Annotated in this window: 20 protein-coding genes; 7 read left to right on the top strand and 13 right to left on the bottom strand. The window is 56.4% G+C overall.

The genetic code is table 11. The features are described from left to right. Nucleotides 1-48: 48 nt before the first annotated feature. Both OS190_RS15980 and OS190_RS15985 read right to left on the bottom strand, forming a co-directional pair. Complete coding sequence (locus tag OS190_RS15980) at nt 49-924, bottom strand: branched-chain amino acid aminotransferase (RefSeq protein ID WP_267159722.1); 876 nt, start codon at nt 922-924, stop codon at nt 49-51. Nucleotides 925-933: 9 nt separating this feature from the next. Next, complete coding sequence (locus OS190_RS15985; protein WP_267159859.1) at nt 934-1167, bottom strand: DUF8831 family protein; 234 nt, start codon at nt 1165-1167, stop codon at nt 934-936. Between the two features lie 138 nt (nt 1168-1305). Between OS190_RS15985 and OS190_RS15990 the strand changes: the two genes are divergently transcribed. Further along, nucleotides 1306-2025 carry a M48 family metallopeptidase gene (locus tag OS190_RS15990; protein ID WP_267159723.1) on the top strand — a complete coding sequence of 240 codons (720 nt, stop codon included), beginning with the start codon at nt 1306-1308 and terminating at the stop codon, nt 2023-2025. An 85-nt stretch (nt 2026-2110) separates the two neighbouring features. Then, the gene (locus OS190_RS15995; RefSeq protein WP_267159724.1) at nt 2111-2503 is read left to right on the top strand and encodes a YigZ family protein; all 393 of its coding nucleotides are present in this window, start codon (nt 2111-2113) and stop codon (nt 2501-2503) included. On the opposite strand, the gene trhA is transcribed toward OS190_RS15995, so the two are convergent. The 4 genes from trhA to rimO all read right to left on the bottom strand — a co-directional run bounded on the left by trhA (nt 2465) and on the right by rimO (nt 6328). Continuing rightward, complete coding sequence (trhA, locus tag OS190_RS16000) at nt 2465-3088, bottom strand: PAQR family membrane homeostasis protein TrhA (RefSeq protein ID WP_267159725.1); 624 nt, start codon at nt 3086-3088, stop codon at nt 2465-2467. The two genes, OS190_RS15995 and trhA, sit on opposite strands and share 39 nt — an antisense overlap. Nucleotides 3089-3162: 74 nt before the next feature. Further along, entirely contained in the window at nt 3163-3531 is a 369-nt protein-coding gene (locus OS190_RS16005; RefSeq protein ID WP_267159726.1) for a hypothetical protein, read from the bottom strand. A gap of 352 nt (nt 3532-3883) precedes the next feature. Beyond that, entirely contained in the window at nt 3884-4945 is a 1062-nt protein-coding gene (locus tag OS190_RS16010; protein ID WP_267159727.1) for a Shedu immune nuclease family protein, read from the bottom strand. Nucleotides 4946-4957: 12 nt separating this feature from the next. Continuing rightward, complete coding sequence (gene rimO, locus OS190_RS16015) at nt 4958-6328, bottom strand: 30S ribosomal protein S12 methylthiotransferase RimO (RefSeq protein ID WP_267159728.1); 1371 nt, start codon at nt 6326-6328, stop codon at nt 4958-4960. Nucleotides 6329-6386: 58 nt separating this feature from the next. Between rimO and OS190_RS16020 the strand changes: the two genes are divergently transcribed. Both OS190_RS16020 and trpB read left to right on the top strand, forming a co-directional pair. Beyond that, the gene (locus OS190_RS16020; protein ID WP_267159729.1) at nt 6387-8318 is read left to right on the top strand and encodes an AsmA family protein; all 1932 of its coding nucleotides are present in this window, start codon (nt 6387-6389) and stop codon (nt 8316-8318) included. Between the two features lie 93 nt (nt 8319-8411). After that, nucleotides 8412-9644 (top strand): tryptophan synthase subunit beta, encoded by a 1233-nt coding sequence (trpB, locus tag OS190_RS16025; protein WP_267159730.1) that lies wholly within the window; start codon nt 8412-8414, stop codon nt 9642-9644. A 100-nt stretch (nt 9645-9744) separates the two neighbouring features. On the opposite strand, the gene OS190_RS16030 is transcribed toward trpB, so the two are convergent. From OS190_RS16030 to OS190_RS16050, 5 genes are all read right to left on the bottom strand, one after another. Beyond that, nucleotides 9745-10128: a DUF2237 family protein gene (locus tag OS190_RS16030; RefSeq protein ID WP_267159731.1), complete on the bottom strand. Its 384-nt coding sequence runs from the start codon at nt 10126-10128 to the stop codon at nt 9745-9747. Nucleotides 10129-10134: 6 nt separating this feature from the next. Further along, a complete protein-coding gene (locus OS190_RS16035; RefSeq protein ID WP_267159732.1) occupies nt 10135-11298 on the bottom strand; it encodes a serine hydrolase domain-containing protein in 1164 nt (387 codons plus the stop codon). A gap of 50 nt (nt 11299-11348) precedes the next feature. Beyond that, nucleotides 11349-12389, bottom strand: coding sequence for a DUF2332 domain-containing protein (locus tag OS190_RS16040; protein WP_267159733.1), 1041 nt, complete (start codon nt 12387-12389; stop codon nt 11349-11351). Then, entirely contained in the window at nt 12386-13081 is a 696-nt protein-coding gene (gene pth, locus OS190_RS16045; protein ID WP_267159734.1) for an aminoacyl-tRNA hydrolase, read from the bottom strand. Before pth ends, OS190_RS16040 begins: the two co-directional genes overlap by 4 nt. 145 nt (nt 13082-13226) lie before the next feature. Next, a complete protein-coding gene (locus OS190_RS16050) occupies nt 13227-13883 on the bottom strand; it encodes a 50S ribosomal protein L25/general stress protein Ctc (RefSeq protein WP_267159735.1) in 657 nt (218 codons plus the stop codon). Between the two features lie 149 nt (nt 13884-14032). On the opposite strand from OS190_RS16050, the gene OS190_RS16055 reads away from it, so the two are divergent. After that, the gene (locus OS190_RS16055) at nt 14033-15175 is read left to right on the top strand and encodes an MFS transporter (protein ID WP_267159736.1); all 1143 of its coding nucleotides are present in this window, start codon (nt 14033-14035) and stop codon (nt 15173-15175) included. Here the strand turns inward: OS190_RS16055 and OS190_RS16060 are convergent. Both OS190_RS16060 and OS190_RS16065 read right to left on the bottom strand, forming a co-directional pair. Next, the gene (locus OS190_RS16060) at nt 15172-15792 is read right to left on the bottom strand and encodes a hypothetical protein (RefSeq protein WP_267159737.1); all 621 of its coding nucleotides are present in this window, start codon (nt 15790-15792) and stop codon (nt 15172-15174) included. The two genes, OS190_RS16055 and OS190_RS16060, sit on opposite strands and share 4 nt — an antisense overlap. A gap of 19 nt (nt 15793-15811) precedes the next feature. After that, complete coding sequence (locus tag OS190_RS16065) at nt 15812-16981, bottom strand: alpha-hydroxy acid oxidase (RefSeq protein ID WP_267159738.1); 1170 nt, start codon at nt 16979-16981, stop codon at nt 15812-15814. Nucleotides 16982-17109: 128 nt separating this feature from the next. Between OS190_RS16065 and OS190_RS16070 the strand changes: the two genes are divergently transcribed. Both OS190_RS16070 and OS190_RS16075 read left to right on the top strand, forming a co-directional pair. Next, entirely contained in the window at nt 17110-18216 is a 1107-nt protein-coding gene (locus OS190_RS16070; RefSeq protein ID WP_267159739.1) for an Acg family FMN-binding oxidoreductase, read from the top strand. Beyond that, entirely contained in the window at nt 18209-18655 is a 447-nt protein-coding gene (locus OS190_RS16075; RefSeq protein WP_267159740.1) for a MarR family winged helix-turn-helix transcriptional regulator, read from the top strand. Before OS190_RS16070 ends, OS190_RS16075 begins: the two co-directional genes overlap by 8 nt. The last annotated feature ends 1 nt before the right edge of the window (nt 18656 follow it).

The following is an 18656-nucleotide window of genomic DNA, read 5'->3' on the forward strand; positions in this document are numbered from 1 at the left end:
AATATCTGTTGCAATCCAAGACTTGCGTCGAGTAGCGGGTTCTCGGTACTAACCTTCGGAGGCCGCCCAGTCCCAATACATTTCGCGTACTCGGCGCGTGACCGGGTTGGCATTGGCCCCTGTCTCGTAGATGGTATCGTCAAAGGCAGCTACCGGCGTAACTTTCATCATATTGCCCGACAGGAACACTTCGTCCGCATCGTGGAAATCGTCAAAAGACAGGACGGTTTCGTGCACTTTCATACCATCTGCCCGCATGTTGATCATATGCCGCTCGCGGGTGATCCCTGCCAGAAAGGTGCCATTTGGTACAGGCGTAAAAACTTCGCCGTCCTTGACCATGAAAACATTTGCGGAAGCCGATTCAGCAACATTGCCAACCGCATCGGCCACCAGCGCATTGCCAAACCCTTTGCTGCGCGCCTCTGCCATCATGCGCGCATTGTTGGGATAAAGGCACCCTGCCTTTGCATTGACGACATTGTCCTCCAGCACCGGACGGCGAAACCGGGTGCGGGTCAAAGTTGTCGCGGCCTCTGGCGGTGCCATCGGAATCTCCTCAAGCGAGATCGCAAATCCGGTGGCACCGGCACGCGGCACAATGCCCAGTTCATCGCCTTCGAGCGCCCAATACATGGGCCGGATGTAAACCGGTTGAGTCTTGGCATAACTTGCCAGGCCTTCGCGGATGATTGCCACCATGTCATCGGTGTCGACGCTCGGCGTGATCATCAGGGCGGCGGCGGATCGGTTCACCCTTGCACAGTGTTTTTCCAGATCCGGCGACATGCCGTCAAACAACCGCGCCCCGTCAAAGACAGTTGTGCCCAACCATGCGCCGTGGTCGGCGGCATTGATCACCGGGCGGTCGCCGTCATGCCATGTGCCGTCGTAAAAGGTTTTGATATTTGTACCGGTGGCCATGGGGTTTCCTTACTCGGGGGAGCTGCGGTAGATGCCTTCGGGCAGGTTCAATGCTGCCGTCAGGTCACGCAATTGTTCGGGTGAGAGCGTGATCTTGGACACGCGGTCCGTACGTGGATCCCATTGTTCAAAGGTGATCTCGCTTGCAAATGCCTGCACAGTCACATCCTCGCGCAGAGGCGCAGCACCCTCATCGACAAGTACAATAACAGAGGCATCAAAATCGTGTTCTATTGTAAACATACCGCGAAGGTGGCGTTTTGGGCGGATCATTGCAAGGCCGGTCCGCAAAGTATTGTGAAGAGACTGGCCCCCCGTCATAGGCATGATAACATGCGGTAAATATTCATTCGCGTCTCAGGACTGAAAAAGGACGACCTGATGCTCAAAAAGACCCTTTTGCCCCTTGCTGCTGTAGGGGCCTTGGCCGCTTGTGAAGTGGCACCAGTGATACAATCTCCGGGATCGGCAGCACCGACAACCACCAACCCCGGCGCGCCGGCAATGTCAGCCAATCAGGCGGCGCGCAGTTTTGTACAGGTGGTACAGACACTGGAACCCGTCGCGGAACGCGAATGCCGGGCGCGGACAACGGGGGTGAACTGTGATTTCAATATTGTGGTCGACGACCGGCCTGGACAACCTGCCAATGCCTTCCAGACGCTGGATAAACAGGGGCGGCCCGTCGTGGCCTTTACGCTCGCGCTGATTGCGGATGCGCGCAATGCTGATGAACTTGCCTTTGTGCTCGGGCATGAAACCGCGCATCATATCAGCGGTCATATTGGCCGCCAGCAACAAAATGCCGTTGCCGGTGCGGTGATTTTTGCAGGTCTGGCGACCCTGTCGGGCGGCGGTGCCGAAGCCGTGCGAACGGCGCAGCAACTGGGTGCGCAGGTCGGTGCGCGCAGTTATTCCAAGGCATTTGAGCTTGAGGCAGATGCGTTGGGCACGATCATCACCAAACGCGCAGGTTATGACCCATTGCGTGGTGCAGAATTCTTTACCCGTATCCCGGATCCGGGGGACAAGTTCCTGGGAACCCATCCGCCGAATGCTTCGCGCATCGATGTGGTGCGCAAAACCATGGCAGGATTGTAAAGGGTGCAGGTCATGCCGCAGGCCTGGCCCCGGCTGACAGAGCAGGAAATCCTGCCAAATTCATCGAAGTGGGGCCTGCCTGAAGATGTCCGAACTGCGTAAACACGGAATTATCCTGACGGATCGAGGGTCGAAATACGCGGTCAGCGGGGCGCAGGTGGCTGCCCGCGCCGAGGTGGATGCCATGCTGAAGCAGCTCAAACGCGAAAAATCCTATGCTAAAGCCACACATAATACATGGGGTGTTCTGCTGCCCGATGGCACGCCCTTGAAAAGCGACGATGGCGAATCCGGTGCCGGCATGGTGATCCTGCGCATGCTGGAACGCGCTGAGGTTACCGGCCATCTCGTGATCGTAACTCGATGGTATGGGGGGAAACATCTGGGCGGTGACAGGTTTCGCCATGTCCAAACCTGTGTCAGTGACTATCTGACCGGGTTAGATGCTCAGAGTGATCGCAGCAAACAGGCAGATTGAGGCGAGCAAGACGAAACTGTGCCAGATTGCGTTTTGATAACGCATGCCCGGATGCGCATAGATTCTTGTACCTGCCGAATAGATCAGTCCGCCACAGACAACAAAGGCCACAACCGCGCCGCTTGTATGTTGCCACATGGGCCAGATCAGCAGGGCCGACAGCCACCCCATGCCCAGGTACAATGCCAGCGATGTCTTGGCATCGGTACGCCAGAAGGTCAGCTTGGCGATAGCCCCGATCACCGCCAACGCCCAGACAACACCCAATACACCATAGGCAAAGCCAGATCCGATCACGACTACGATTGGCGTGTAAGTGCCCGCGATCTTGAAATAAATTGTCGCGTGATCAATGCGGTGCAGCAATGGGCGGATTTGATCGACCGGACACAAATGATAAACTGCCGAAGCCGCGAAAGCCACAATCAGGCAGGCGGCATAGATCAATGTCGCAACAAATGCAGTGTCGGAATGTGCCGCAGCCTGATTTGCCAGCATCGCACTGGCAGGAATGGCAAAGAACAACCCGGCCGCATGGACAGCGGCATCAGCAAGGGTCTCGGCTTTGGAATAAGGGTAGGCCATGACACAAGAGTAGCATCACAACATTGGAAAAAAATGTCCGGCTTGTGTTAACCTTGCGTCAACAAATTTCGGCTTTAACGCGGTTTGTTGCTGTCAATCCAGCGCGACATCATGCCCTTGTCGCGAAAACACTCTGGCGGTACGGGGTTGCGTTTCAGCGTGGCAATGCGTTCGGCAAAGGCAACCTGCTTGGAGGAGGGGTAGTTGGAGAATCTGCCCTGCGGCGCAGGTGCCTTGTGCGCGTCGATCCATTTGGACAGGGCGGCGCGGTCAGAGGTAATGCCCTCGGGCAGCTTTTGCCCGGCCCGGGCAGCAAGGGTTGTCGCATAGGCGATCTGTTTCTCTGTCGCGGGCAGGTTCGGGGTACCGGACTGCGCCGATTGCACGGGCTTGGCCCCTTGTGAAGAAGAGAACAGGCCGGGAAAGGTCGGTTGGAAGGACATTGGATGCTCCTCTCTTAACGATAGGTTAAGATATAGAACATACGGGGAACAAAGTCAAGGTTTTGGTGAAATACTGCCCACAACACCCACCCCTCGCACCGTGCGGCGCCAGACCGCAGGGTGGCGCATCTGGTCTGTCAGTCTGGCAGTTCATGGGGCAGGCGTGGTATTGCTTTAGTTGACTCGCGCCTGCACTTTCCAAAGCGCTAGACCGTCACGCCAAAGGCGTGCCATCAATAGACGGCGCACCTCTGGTGCAACGGGACGATCTGGCGCTGCACGGCGGCTCTGCCTTGATTCCGTGCTGGGGTGGGAAAAACTACAGAAGTAGACCTAAAACTGCATCCGAAACCTAACGGGTCAAACCCGCCAAAAGGTTTTCCGTCCGAAAAAACAATTCATCGAAGGTCAGGATTTCAGGAGATTGGACGTTCTTTCGATACAGTTCAAAACTGACTATCTTGTCATCATTACTGGACAGCTCGGCGCTATTGCCGACAATCAAATAGGAACGAGGCTCCACCGCATATGCGATCTCTGGTAGATCGTTTCCTTCGCTGTCTTTTAACTGGGCGCGAAGGTAACGCCGCGAAAACTCATGGGAAGTCTTTTGAGCCTGTGAGACAGCGTTTGATACCTCAGAAGATACACCCCAAACGCCAGACCTATATTGACTCGGTTGTAGTAGTGCGGTTTTGGATGCTTTTATTTCGATAAGGACAAACTGACGAACATAAGCCCGAACCATAGCAAGCCCATCAGCCCGTTTGCCGAAGTTATTAAAGTCTGCGCCGGAAGTTACCTGTTCAAACTTGCTTCCTGCTGCGTCTAGAAAAACATAGTTGAGACCAAAGCCAAAAATCCAAGTATTAGCCTCAAAGAACTTCTGCCACGCAGTTTCGTTTGTTTCGTTGTTAAGCATTTCGCGGAATTGTTCCAGCGCTATTCGCTTTTCATTCAAAGCAAAGATATCAGCATGAAGTTCAGGAGAGTTCGAAAGCTCTTTGAGAAGCTCAGGAGCCTTGGTAGTTGTCAGTAGATCAACCAGACCAGTTATGGAAATATCGCCAAGATCAATTCGAGTTTTATTTGCGTCGCTCATGTTAAGTGAGGTGAGAACCGACAACAACCTCTTCATATCGGCAAGTTGAAATGCGTTAATGGAGAATGACTCAACTAAGAACCACCCACCAACTTTGCGAAATTGAAGCTTGTGAATTTTGAGAGTTGTAAAGTCATTTTTCGAATTGGAGTAAAATGCCGAAATGGCGATTTTGAAACGTGCTCCGACGTCAAACTCGTCAACTACGATCTCACCTTCACGGGCTATCGAGGCGTAGGCACCATTATTGGCTGCGGGGTTCACATATAGGCGATCTGAAACATAGTTTGCCGAATATTCCCAATCTTCCATGGTGTGTCTCACTCAAACAACCCGCCCCCACAAATCATATTCCCCCGCTTCCTCTACCTCGACCGTCAGAATATCCCCAACCGAAACCCCCTCAAACCCCTCATCAATAAACAGGTTCCCGTCGATCTCTGGCGCATCCGCCTTGGTTCGGCAGGTCGCGGCCTCTGCGTCAATCTCGTCCACGATCACCTCCAGCCGTCGCCCAACCTTCGCCTCCAGCTTGGCCTCGGAAATCGCCTGCGCGCGTGCCATGAACCGGTCCCAGCGGTCCTGCTTCACCTCCGCCTCCACATGATCCGGCAAAGCGTTCGACCGCGCCCCATCGACGTTTTCATATTGAAAACAGCCCACGCGATCTAACTGGGCCTCATCGAGCCAATCCAGCAGCGTCTGGAACTCCGCTTCGGTCTCGCCTGGATAACCGACGATAAACGTCGAGCGCAGCGTCAGATCAGGGCAGATCGACCGCCAGGCCGCAATCTCGTCCAAAGTCTTCGCCGCAGCCGCAGGCCGCGCCATGCGTTTCAGCACATCCGCGTGCGCGTGCTGGAACGGAATATCCATATAGGGCAGCACCAAACCTTCCGCCATCAGCGGGATCAGCTGGCGCACATGCGGATAGGGATAGACATAGTGCAGCCGCACCCACGCCCCGAGCGAGCCGAGATCACGCGCCAAATCGGTGATATGTGCGCGATGCCCGCGATCCTCGGCATGTTTGATGTCGACACCATAAGCCGAGGTATCCTGCGAAATCACCAACAGTTCCTTGACGCCGCTATCCACCAACCGTTCTGCTTCGCGCAGCACGGCATGGGCAGGGCGCGATTGCAATCGGCCGCGCATGTCCGGAATGATGCAGAACTTGCATTTGTGGTTACAGCCCTCGGAAATTTTCAAATAGCTGTAGTGGCGCGGAGTCAGCGACACTTGCTGCGCCGGCAACAGGTCGATGAAGGGATCAGGTGAGGGCGGCACGGCGGCGTGCACGGCGTCCAGCACCTGTTCGTACTGGTGCGGTCCCGTGACGGCAAGGATCTTGGGATGATGCTCGCGGATGTAATCGGGCTCGGCACCCAGGCAGCCGGTGACGATCACACGTCCGTTTTCATTCAGTGCTTCGCCGATGGCGTCCAGGGATTCAGCCTTGGCGGAATCCAGAAATCCGCAGGTGTTCACGATCACTGCATCCGCACCGGCATAATCGGGCGATACGCCATATCCTTCGGCCCTCAGCCGCGTCAGAATGCGTTCGGAATCAACCAACGCCTTGGGACAGCCGAGAGAGACCATGCCAATGGTGGGCTGGCCGTCGCGTTTGCGTTCACTGATCTTGGCAACTGGTGCGAGATCGGGGCGTAGTTCTGGTGGGTTTGTGCTCATGAAGAGGCTATAGTCCAAGCAAAGCGGCTGGGAAAGCCTGAGCAGTAAGGTGTGTGATATGAAATGGATCATTCGAATTGCCGGAATTGTGATATTGGTCACGGTTCTGGTTCTGGTCGCTGTTCTGATGTTGCCCGCTGACAGAATTGCGAGGATCGCCTCGGACCAGCTCAGCCGCGTTACCGGGCGCAGTGTCACGATCAGCGGCGATGTGAAGATGACTTTCTGGCCGGTACTGGGAGTGAATGCAGGCAAGCTGGAAGTCGGCAATGCGGATTGGGCGGGTGAGGGCGCGATGCTGAGTGCCGCCCAGGCCGCGATCGGGGTGGATGCCAGCGCCTTGCTGCGGGGAGACATCCGGATCACCAACGTCGAAGCGGTCAGTCCCACGGTTCGCCTGCAAAGCCGTCAGGATGGCCGCGCCAATTGGAAGTTTTCCGATGGCGCGGGCGCGGCGCAGATTGAGACAGAAACAAACCCGAACACAACCGCCAGACCGCTGACCATTGAACGCCTGGTGATCCGGGATGCATCATTGATCTATGATGCCGAAGGCGCGGACCGGGTGTCTTATCAAGGGGTTGATCTGTCTTTGGATTGGCCGGATCCGGCAGGTGCAGCGACAATTCGTGCCACGCTGCATCCTGCTCGGCAAGCTGTCAAGGTCAAGGCAACGATTGACCGTTTTGCCGGATTTCTGAAGGGGGACGTGCAACCTGTTGACCTGGAAATCAACACCGATGGTGGAAGCCTGAGCCTGGATGGACGGGCCTCGTTACAGGGGGCCGTGGCCGGGGAAATGCGCCTGAAGACCAATGATACCAGCGCCTTCTTGACTGCACTGGGTGTTGGGCCCTTGGATGTGCCCACAGGGTTGGGGCGCAGACTGGATGTGAGCAGCACGCTCACCCTGACACCGGACCGCCGACTTGCTTTGCGTGATCTGCAGGCGGATCTTGGGGGCAATCGCTTGAACGGTGCGGCCGACCTCATGTTGAACGGCACACCGCAAATCAATGCACAGCTTGTGACTGGCGCATTGGATTTATCGATGTTGGGGGGTGGGGAAGACAGTGGTTCGGGCAATTCTGCCGGTGGCGGCTGGCCCACGACACCGATTGACGCATCGGGATTGGCAGCCTTCAACGGGGCAATTTCCCTGCGGGCAGACAGCATTGATCTGGGCGCACTCAAGTTGGGCGCAACCCGCAGTTTGCTGAGCAACGACCGCTCGCGCATGGTGTTTGAACTGCGCGAAGTGAACGGTTATGGCGGAAAATTTACCGGTGAATTTGTGATGAACAACCGGAGCGGCCTGTCGGTCGGCGGCAAATTGCGGGCTGGCGGGGTGGAAATGAAACCCCTGTTGAGCGATCTGGCGGATCTGACGCGGTTCACAGGGCGAGGTGATGCCGAGGTGTCATTTCTTGGAGTCGGCCAAAGCATTGATGCAATCATGAAATCACTGTCAGGCAAGGGCGCAGTGAATATAGGGCGCGGCTCGATCGAAGGGATCGATCTGGATCACCTTCTGGGGTCCTTTGATGTGCAGGGCGGCACAACTGTTTTTGATGCGCTTTCAGCGACCTTTGCGCTGGAAAAAGGTGTGATGCGCAATGAAGACCTGATGATGTTGTTGCCAAATTTCGAGGCAACCGGCACCGGGCAGGTGAACCTGGGCGCGCAAACATTGGACTACACCGTCACGCCCAAGGCACTGCGGGTGAACAGGGAGCGGGGTTTGGCGGTGCCGGTACGGATCTTCGGCCCTTGGGCGAATCCAGCTATCAAACCAGATCTCAAGGCGGTGCTGGACCTGAATTTCCGCGAGGAAAAGGAACGTGCAGAAGAAAAGGTCAAACAAAAGCTGGAACAAAAATTGCAAGAAGAACTGGGTATCCAGCGTCAGCAGGGACAATCGATGGAAGATGCAGTGAAGGACAGGGTCGAAGACAAGCTGAAAAAGGAACTGTTCAGGATATTTGACTGACAGGTTTCCCTGCGGGCAATGCTGCGTCTTGGGGTTTCGCACGGGGGAATGCTGCGTTAAACCAATCGCTGAACCCGCCGCAGGAGACGCCCAATGGCCAATGATCTATTTAACAGCTTTATGACCGGTCCCGATGAAAACGGCCGCTTTGGCGATTTTGGCGGGCGTTTTGTCTCTGAGACCTTGATGCCGCTGATCCTGGAACTCGAAGAGCAATATGAGACCGCCAAAACGGACGAGAGTTTTTGGGCCGAAATGCACGATTTGTGGACCCATTATGTCGGCCGCCCCAGTCCACTTTATTTTGCCGAGCGGCTGACGCAAAAACTGGGCGGTGCAAAGATTTATATGAAGCGTGACGAGTTGAATCACACCGGCGCGCACAAGATCAACAATGTGCTCGGCCAGATCATTCTAGCGCGGCGCATGGGCAAAAAGCGGATTATCGCGGAAACCGGCGCAGGCCAACATGGTGTGGCAACGGCAACCGTCTGTGCAAAGTTCGGTTTGAAATGTGTGGTTTACATGGGTGCGCATGATGTGGAACGCCAGGCCCCCAATGTCTTTCGCATGCGCCTGCTGGGGGCAGAAGTCATTCCTGTGACCTCGGGCAGAGGCACCCTGAAGGACGCGATGAATGATGCATTGCGCGACTGGGTGACCAATGTGCGCGACACATTCTATTGTATTGGTACGGTAGCAGGACCGCACCCCTATCCGGCTATGGTCCGCGACTTTCAAAGCATCATAGGCAAGGAAGTGCGTGAACAAATGACCGCTGCAGAAGGGCGTTTGCCCGACACGGTAATCGCCGCCATCGGTGGTGGTTCGAACGCGATGGGGCTTTTCTTTCCGTTTCTGGATGACAAGGACGTGAATATCATCGGTGTCGAGGCCGGTGGCAAGGGCGTGAATGCCAAGATGGAGCATTGCGCATCTCTGACAGGCGGGCGCCCCGGCGTATTGCATGGCAACCGAACCTATCTGCTACAGGATGACGACGGACAGATATTGGAAGGTTTTTCGATCTCTGCCGGGCTGGATTATCCGGGCATCGGGCCGGAGCATGCCTGGTTGCATGAAATTGGCCGGGCAAAATATGTTTCGATTACCGATGTCGAAGCGCTGGCTGCATTTCAGGTGTCTTGTGAACTGGAGGGGATTATCCCCGCCCTGGAACCCTCTCATGCGCTGGCCCATGTGATGAAGATCGCGCCGGATCTGCCGAAAGATCACATCATCTGTATGAACATGTGTGGACGCGGCGACAAAGACATCTTTACCGTGGCGCGGGCGCTTGGCTTTGAAATGGGTGAATTTGCCTGATGGCGATGAACGCACCCACGGCACCTGCCGAAGGTGCGGACGGTATATAAGGCCAAAAAGAGGAGGGGGGCGGCACCAATTCTGCCGCCATTTGATGGGCTTAACCGGATTTTGACGCGATTGCGTGGTCTTGCAAAACCCGAAGCGGGACCACCTGCAAGGCGCGTTTATGGGTGGCTTGAAGATGCACCTTGGGGCCACAGCCCTCATCTGCGGCCTGCAGGAAACGACCTGCGCAGAGACACCAGGAATCACCTGGGGTGAGACCTGCAAAACCGAATTCAGGACGCGCGGTGCTGAGGTCGTTGCCCACGTATTTCGAATAGGCGAGGAATTCCGCCGTCATCACTGCGCAGACGGTATGACTGCCCTGGTCGGCGTCGCAGGTGTTGCACAGGCCATCACGGAAAAACCCGGTGAGCGGATCGGTGCCGCAAACCAGCAAGGGACCGTCCAGAACGTTTATGCTGTCTTCAGGTTCCATGAGGCCTCACAAGGTTTCAGCGATCTGACGGAAAATAGCGACGTTTTGGGATGATACACCGGTTTCGCGAAAATTGCGATCCGCGGCATTGGTGGCAATCACCACGTTGCGGGCGGTGTCGATATAGATGTACTGGCCGTAGATTCCCCGCGCCATATATTGCCCCTCGGTGGCCCCGACAGGGATCCACCATTGATAGCCGTATCCGATTTCGCCTGGTGCCGTCGGGGCGCTGGGCCTGGTCGAGGCGCGGACCCATGTCGCCGGCACAATCTGTTTACCTTGCCACATTCCATTTTGAAGGAACATCTGCCCAAACCGCGCATAATCACGGGTTGTCAGGTTCAGCCCTCCCAGAACAAAGGCGGTGCCGACACCGTCGGTGAGGTAATAGGGGGTATATTCCAGTCCCAATGGCATCACCACCTTTTCACTGAGCAGATCAGCAATGGAACGTCCGGTCGCGCCGCGTACCACCATCCCGACCACATGGGTGTCGATTGAAACATATTTCCAGACTTCCCCGGGGGCGGCAAAGGTCGCACTGAGCTGGGTCGTGAAATCATCCATCTTGCCGCCCAAAGCCAGGATGCGACCCATCCGGTTGATGTCGGAGTTTCTGTCCAGGTAGTCTTCGTCAAAGGTTACGCCACTGGCCATGTTCAACACATTGCGCAGGCTGGCACCGTCATAGGCCGTGCCTTTCAAGCGGGGGGCGTATTTGGTGACTGGATCGTCGATGGAGGTGATGGTGCCGTCTTCAACAAGGATCCCGACCAGAGCGGAGAGAAAGCTTTTGGCGACGGACCAACTGATCCGCAAATCCTCGGGCTGTGTGCCCTGAAAATAGTTTTCATAGGTAATCTGGCCATCCTTGAGCACGACCAGGGCGGTAACCTTGCGCTCCGCGATCCAGGTTTCGACAGCGGGGGGGAGGGTGTATTCGGGTCCATAGTCCAAGGGGCTTGTCGCACCATGCCCGCGATCCACCGGGGTATTGAGAAAGGCAGCATTCATGTTGCTGAAATTATGAACAATCCTGTCTTCGGAAAACAGTGAATTGACTGCCATCAGACGGGAGATCTCTTCACGCTTCCACAGGCCTACGGCCAGAGCCACCAGCGCCAGAACCAACAGCGCCCGGCCCAACCATTTCCCGAATTTACGCATCGGTGCCCCCTATTTGCAGCCTCACGCCAGTCAATCACAAGCCGAACGGTTTAGCCAGTATAGGTCCAGTTGACCCAGCGTCCGTGGAAATCGGCGCGTCCAAGTTCAATGGTGAGATCACCGGGCCAGAGTTGCAAGGTTAACGCGGCACCGATTTTTGCGGTGGCATCGCCCTCGGTTTCCATCGACAGCCAGGCCAAGGGGCGCTGCAGGGTGGCCCGTGCACCGGCAGCTTCGATCAGCGCGCGCCCCCGGTCCTGCACGGCAGCAGGGAAGTATTGCCATGCCACCGAATGCTGGATCAGGTGCATGTGGCCTTGCGGAGCCTGCGCAAGTCGCGGGGCGAGCCAGTCAATGGCGTCACCCTGCACCGGACGTGTTGCCGGAACTGCCGCGGCGGCGCGGGTCATCTGTATTCGTTCCGGCTGATCTGCCCAGAGATAGGCCATCATGCGCAATAAATGATCAGGGTGAGACGGATCCAGCGGGTTCAGGTCGACACCGGCACGTTCTGCAATGACCGGTGTGGCATGGGGCGGGCAGGGGCCTTGCCATTGGGGGGTGAAAAGGACCGCGGGCGTCTTGGCACCGAAGCGCTGCCCCTCAATCTCCAATGCGTAGTGGTCCCATAGCATGTTCAGCCCGCCACTGGCACCCAATTCAGACAGGTAAATTGGCATGTCGAAATGCTGCACCGCTACATGAACACCTGCAATCAAGGCTGCAGAACGACGTACTTCGTTGGTTTGGGGCGGGCTGTCTATCCAATCCAGCAAGAAGTCCTGATGGGCTTCGATTGCTGCCAGAACGGTTTTACGCAGGATCCTGTCCGAGGCTTTCTTTGGTGGATAAACGGCCGCCAGATCAGCTGCCCTGTTGCTCAGGACGAGGGCATGCAAACCGCCAGCGATACGCAGGGGGATGGAATGTCCCGCCGGGCCAATGTCACCCCGGAAGGTCGAAACTTTGCGCCCCAACGCGGAATCTGACGGCCAGGCTACCGCCAGGAGGCTGAGCAATTGCCCCATAAAAGGAGACCCCATGCGTCTGCAGCTTTCAGCTTGGGAAATGAAAGCATCTGAAAGGGTCATTTGAAGCGGTTCAGAAGTTTCTGCAGTGCAGAGTGGCTGGTTTCCTCGCTACTGTCTTGTTGAAGAGGTGCTGTTTCAGGGGGCGGGACCGCTTTGGGGCCATTGGCACCCCTGTTCGAGCGGGGCGGATTGACACGCATCGCCACAGTGTTGAGAAATTTGGCGGTATCCCCTGCAGCGAGATCGGCAGCGCCGTCGCCGATTCCACGCAGCACATCATCAAGCCACGCCTCATCTGCCTTGGGGAAGTCACGCAGAACATATCCCGGTACGGCATCTTTGTGACCGGGATGACCGACGCCCAACCGCACGCGGGCATAGTCGGGTCCGATATGCGCATGAATAGAACGCAACCCGTTGTGGCCCGCATGGCCACCACCCGTTTTGCATTTTACCTTGCCTGGCGCGAGATCGATCTCATCGTGCAGAACGATCACATCAGCGGGTTCCAGTTTATAAAAACGCATTGCGGCTTGTACCGATTGCCCGGAATTGTTCATGAAGGTTTCGGGTTTGAGCAGAACGGCACGTGCGGACCCGAACCGCCCTTCGCTGATGGCACCCAGATATTTGCCTTTCCATGGACCAAAGCCATGGTCACTGGCGATGCGATCCAGAGCCATAAAGCCGATGTTGTGTCGGTTACGGGCATATTTGCCACCAGGGTTGCCGAGGCCGACGATCAGTTTCATGAAAATACTCCAAACGCTTTTGTCATTCTAACGGGCAGGCGGGCGGAAGAAAATGGCGGATGCATCCGGCGCGGATGACGGCCCGTCAACGCAAAACGGGGCCGTATGATACGACCCCGTTTTCATTGTACCTTAAGTGCGTGGCTTATTTGTCGTCGCCATCGGCGCCTTCGGTTGTTGGCACCTCGTCTGCGGCCACCTCGTCGCCATCATCATCGTCGGCAGAAGCCAGACCAGATGGTGCAGAGACCTGCGCGATCACGAAGTCACGGTCGATGGTCGGTTTGGCACCTTCAGGCAATTTCACATCGGAAATTGTGAGATTGTCGCCAATTTCGAGCGCGGAAATGTCAATCACGATGCTTTCAGGAATGTCGGCAGCAGTCACAACCAGTTCGATTTCCGGGCGCAACACGTTCAGTGTGCCGCCTTTCTTGAGGCCAACACATTCTTCTGTGCCGGTAACTTCAACGTTGATGAACAGGTTGATCTTGGTGGTCCGCTTGAGACGCATGAAGTCGACATGCGTTGGCAGGTCCTTGACAACATGACGCTGAACATCGCGGCAAATCACGCGCACATCGTCGTGACCATCGACCTTGAGGTTGAACAAGGTGGACTTGAACCGACCTTTGCGCAGCATTGTCAGCAGTTTGTTGAACTCAAGCGTGATCGGCAGCGGGTCTGCGTCGCCACCAAAAACAATTCCTGGTACCAAGCCATCACGACGAGCCTGACGAGCGGCGCCCTTGCCTGTCCCCGTCCGTTCCTGGGCGATAAGATCTGGAATCTCTCCGGCCATTTTTGTTCTCCAATATATTTAGGGCGGGAATCCTCCAAGGCTGTATCCCCGCGTGAAGCCGCGCGTATAGAACGGTTTTGCATGCGGGGAAAGAGCAAATTCGCTCAGTCGCTATTGGCATTCTCGCTGACCCGTGCCACCTCTCGTCGATGAACCTGAAAACCGACCTTTATCTTTCGCGCAGGCCGCTTGCCGGGTTTCTGGCCATTGGCGCTGCCTGGTCCGTCTACTTTGCACAAATGCCAGTGATCAAGGCGCAAGTCGGGGCGTCGGACGGGGCCTACGGCGTTGCGCTGCTGGTGGCGGCATTTGGTGCCTTCGCCGCCATGTGGCTGGCACCGGCCTGTCGACGGCTGGCCGGTGATTACGCAATGCCTTTGGGGATTGTCGTGATTGCCATTGGCATGTTGGGCGCGGGTTTCGCAACCAGCCTGGTGACATTGACATTGGCGATGATGCTGGCGTCTGCAGGGTCCGGGGTTGTTGACGTTTTGGTAAACGCCCGCGTTTCAGAGATCGAAGAGACCAGCGGTCGCGATCTGATGAATCTCAATCACGCACTTTATGCCTTTGCCTATGCGGCAGGTGCCCTGGCGACCGGTGCCTTGCGGCAGGCGGGGGTAACTCCGGTCCCGATATTTGCAATCCTGTTCATTCTACTGCTTGTGGCGGGTATTTCCGCTCGGGACAGGATTCCGCCTGTTGATACGCAGCAGGGCGAAAATATCGCGGCATTCCCCGTCCTCTTGGTGATCTTGACTGGGGGCATCGTGTTGATCGCCTTTCTCACCGAGGCCTCGACCGAAGGCTGGTCCGCCCTGCACATCGAGCGTACATTGCTTGGCGAGCCGGGACATGGCGCATTGGGGCCTGCTGCCCTGGGCCTGATGATGGGGATTGGTCGCTTGGGCGGTCATGCGCTTGCGCGCAGGATCAGGGACACGACCTTGATGATGATGGCTACCCTCTTTGCGGCTTCTGGCGTTGCATTGGCGGGAATGGCATCGACTGTGGCGGTTGCCTTGTTGGGTTTTGCCCTTGCCGGGCTTGGTATTTCAGTGGTGGTACCTCTGGCGATGGCCCTGATCGGGCGGGTAGTGCCCCAATCGCAGCGTATGGCTGCGATAAGCCGGGTGTCCGTCATCGGCTATGGCGCATTCTTCTTTGGTCCACCGTTGATGGGGCTGGTCGCTGAGAATTTTGGCTTGCGGATGGCCTTTGTAGCAATTGCCGCACTTCTGGCCCTGACGGCGACAATACTGATCCCGGCAGTTGCCAGACGCGCAAGCTAGATCAGATCCGAGATCAGGTGCCCGCCTTTGGCCATGACCTCGTCGTATAGGATAAAGTCTTCCGCCCGCACCTCTTTCAGCATTGCCAGGGTTGCTTCGCTAAGCGGCGCAGCAACGTTTGGCGAGACATTCCTGGGCGCAACCTCAACCTGATGTTGCAAATGCTCTGACAGGAACTTCAGAAATGCTTTGGGAGTTTCATAAGCAAAGACGTGATCGGCCATTACCCGTGTCTTGCCATCAGTGAGAAAATTGAATTGCCGGCCAATCTGGGCGCGATCCGGGGGGCTATCCGATACGACTTCCTGCACAAACTGATCAAAGCTGATCATCTTGGTGCTGAATTTGGTGCCGTCCAGGCGTTTCTGGCTGCGGTATCTGTACCAACTTCTCAACTGATCCACAGGTTCGCGCATCACCGCAACAGAGGCGGGGCGGACACCAAAGGTATCCTCCAGAAAAGGCGCGACCTTGTTTGCATAGCGCAGGGCCGTGATGTGTTTGCGGTTTTTCGAGAACACAATCTCGGCACGCGGTTTCAACGCCATTTCAATGGCTGTTGTGCCGGTTTTTGGGGTGGCAAGAAAGGTCAGCTTATGGCGCAGGAATACCAGCATCGGTGAGGCTATCCCAGTTTCATGTCTTCTGCCATCGCCCAGCGAAATCTTCGGGGATCAGCAGGTTGTGACGACCCAGGTTGGCAACATTGGTTTCACCACAAAGTGCCATCGTCGTGTCCAGTTCCTTGTGAATCACCTCAAGCGCCTTCGTCACGCCTTGCTGTCCCATTGCACCCAGACCATAAATAAAGGCACGGCCGATCATGGTGCCTTTTGCCCCCATTGCCAGCGCTTTGAGCACGTCCTGACCAGATCGAATCCCGCTGTCCAGAAACACTTCAACGTGATCTCCGACCGCGTCAAGGATCGCAGGCAAGGCGGTGATCGAACTCACCGCGCCGTCCAGTTGCCGCCCACCGTGGTTGGAGACAACAATCGCATCTGCACCGACTTTCAGCGCCATTTTGGCATCTTCGGCATCGAGAATACCCTTCAGAATCACTTTGCCGCCCCATTGCTCCTTGAGTTTGGACACCTTTTGCCAATCCAGCGTCAAATCAAACTGCTCGGCAGTCCACGCGCCGAGGCTGGAAGCATCGGAAATGCCCTCGACATGTCCGACGATATTACCGAACTCGCGACGCTTGGCTTGCAACATTTCAATGCCCCAGGACCATTTTGTGGCGAGATTGGCAATGGTTTTGGGGGTCAGTTTGGGCGGGGCCGACAAACCGTTCTTCAAGTCCTTGTGCCTCTGCCCCAAAATTTGCAGATCCAGAGTGATCACAAGCGCAGAGCAATTTGCATCCTTTGCACGCTGGATCAAGCGAGCCGTATAGTCTGTGTCGCGCATCGTATAAAGCTGGAACCAGAAGGGCGCATTTGTCGCCTCGGCCACATCCTCGATCGAATTGATCGACATGGTCGACAGGGTAAAAGGCACGCCAAAAGCATTGGCCGCTTTCGCCGCTTTGATCTCTCCATCCGCATGCTGCATGCCCGTCAGTCCCACGGGGGCCAGAGCGACGGGCATTGCCACATCCTGCCCGATCATCTGCGCTGCAGTGGAACGTCCTGACATATCCACAGCGACCCGCTGGCGCAGGCGCAGTTTGTCGAAATCGGAGGTGTTCTCGCGAAACGTCTGCTCTGTCCAACTGCCAGATTCGCAATAATCATAAAACATGCGCGGCACCCGGCGTTCATAGAGGCGTTTCAGATCGCCGATATTGGTGATGACAGGCATGGGCAGTCTCCATTTTCGTAACTTTGGCCACATTCACACGCGTCACGACGAATTCCAAGATGCTCTCTTGTATAGTACGGTATCGTACTATACTTAGTAGTGCAATATCGTACCAAATGGAGATTTCAATGCCCCTTTCCCGACGCAAGACACTTGCCCTCATTGGCGGCGGCACTGTTCTGACCGCTGTGGCAGCCTTTGGCGGCTTTGCTGCAACTCGCAGACCACATAACGCTGTCGCACCATGGGGGCTTGCGGGCAGTTATGATGACCCGAGACTGAATGCGCTCAGCTTTGCTTTGCTGGCGCCGAACCCGCATAATCTGCAGCCTTGGCAGGTACGTCTGGAAGGTGCGGACGCTCTGAGCTTGCATCGCGACCCGTCGCGTCACCTGCCAGAAACGGATCCGTATGATCGCCAGATCACCATCGGGCTGGGCTGTTTTCTGGAACAGATGGTGCTGGCGGCGGGTGCCGCAGGCCACACTGTAGATTTGACCCTCTATCCCGAAGGGGAGGGAGGAGCCATTGCACAGGCAGTCTTTGGCCAGGGTGGCACCCCCGACCCGTTAAGCGCCCAGATCCTTGACCGGCGTTCTTGCAAGGAACCTTTTGAGGATCGCAGTATTCCCGCAGGTCTGGTCGCGCAACTTGCCCGGATTGCGGCGGTTTACACCGATCCAGAAACCGTCTCGGCCCTCAAAGAACTGACCTTCGACGCCTGGATGACAGAGACAATGACCCCACACAGGATGCAGGAAAGCATCGATTTGATGCGATTGGGCAAGTCCGAGATCAACGCCTCACCGGATGGTATCGCATTGGGTGGCCCATTTTTGGAAAGCTTGATGGCTGTTGGTGTTCTGAACCGTAAATCTCTGGCGGATCAAAAAAGTACCGGGTTTCAAGAAGCGATCAGGATGTACCGCAGAATGCTCAATGCGACGCCGGCCTATGTTGCGCTGACCACGGCCACGAATACACGTCTGGATCAGATTAAGGCAGGTCGTGAATGGCTGCGTCTGAATCTGACGACAACGGCATTGGGACTCTCGCTTCACCCTGTGAGCCAGGCTTTGCAGGAATACCCTGAAATGACACCGCATTATCAGGCCACCCATGCGCTTTTGGCCCCCAGGGGACATACGGTTCAAATGCTTGGGCGAGTGGGGTATGGTCCGAAAATAGCGCCGACCCCGCGCTGGCCGATCGAAGCGAAACTGACACATGGCTAAAGCGACGCCCCGCCTGCTCTTTGAGGTATTCAAGGAGATCGGGATCATAGAACAACTCAGCCGCGCTCAACTTGAGGCGCGGCTACCCGATGGCCTTATCGCACCGCATTTTGCTGTGTTGAACCATTTGGTGAATCGCGGAGACGGGGCCGTTCCGATTGATATGGCACGTGCGTTTCAAGTGCCCAAGACCTCGATGACCCATACGCTCAAGGGATTGGCGGCAAAAGGCTATGTAGAACTGCGCGATAACCCCAAGGACGGCAGATCAAAAACAGTCTGGCTGACGCCAAAAGGCCGCGCCCTGATCGAGGAAACGATTACTCGACTGGGCCCGCAGATCAGCGCCCTGATGGCCGGGATGGATCTGGAAAAGGTGGCGGAAATCCTGCCGACACTGGTCGCTTTGCGCAGGGTCATGGATGCGGCCCGTGACTGAC

Origin of the sequence: Sulfitobacter sp. F26204 (assembly GCF_026410305.1) — a bacterium.
GTDB lineage: Bacteria > Pseudomonadota > Alphaproteobacteria > Rhodobacterales > Rhodobacteraceae > Sulfitobacter.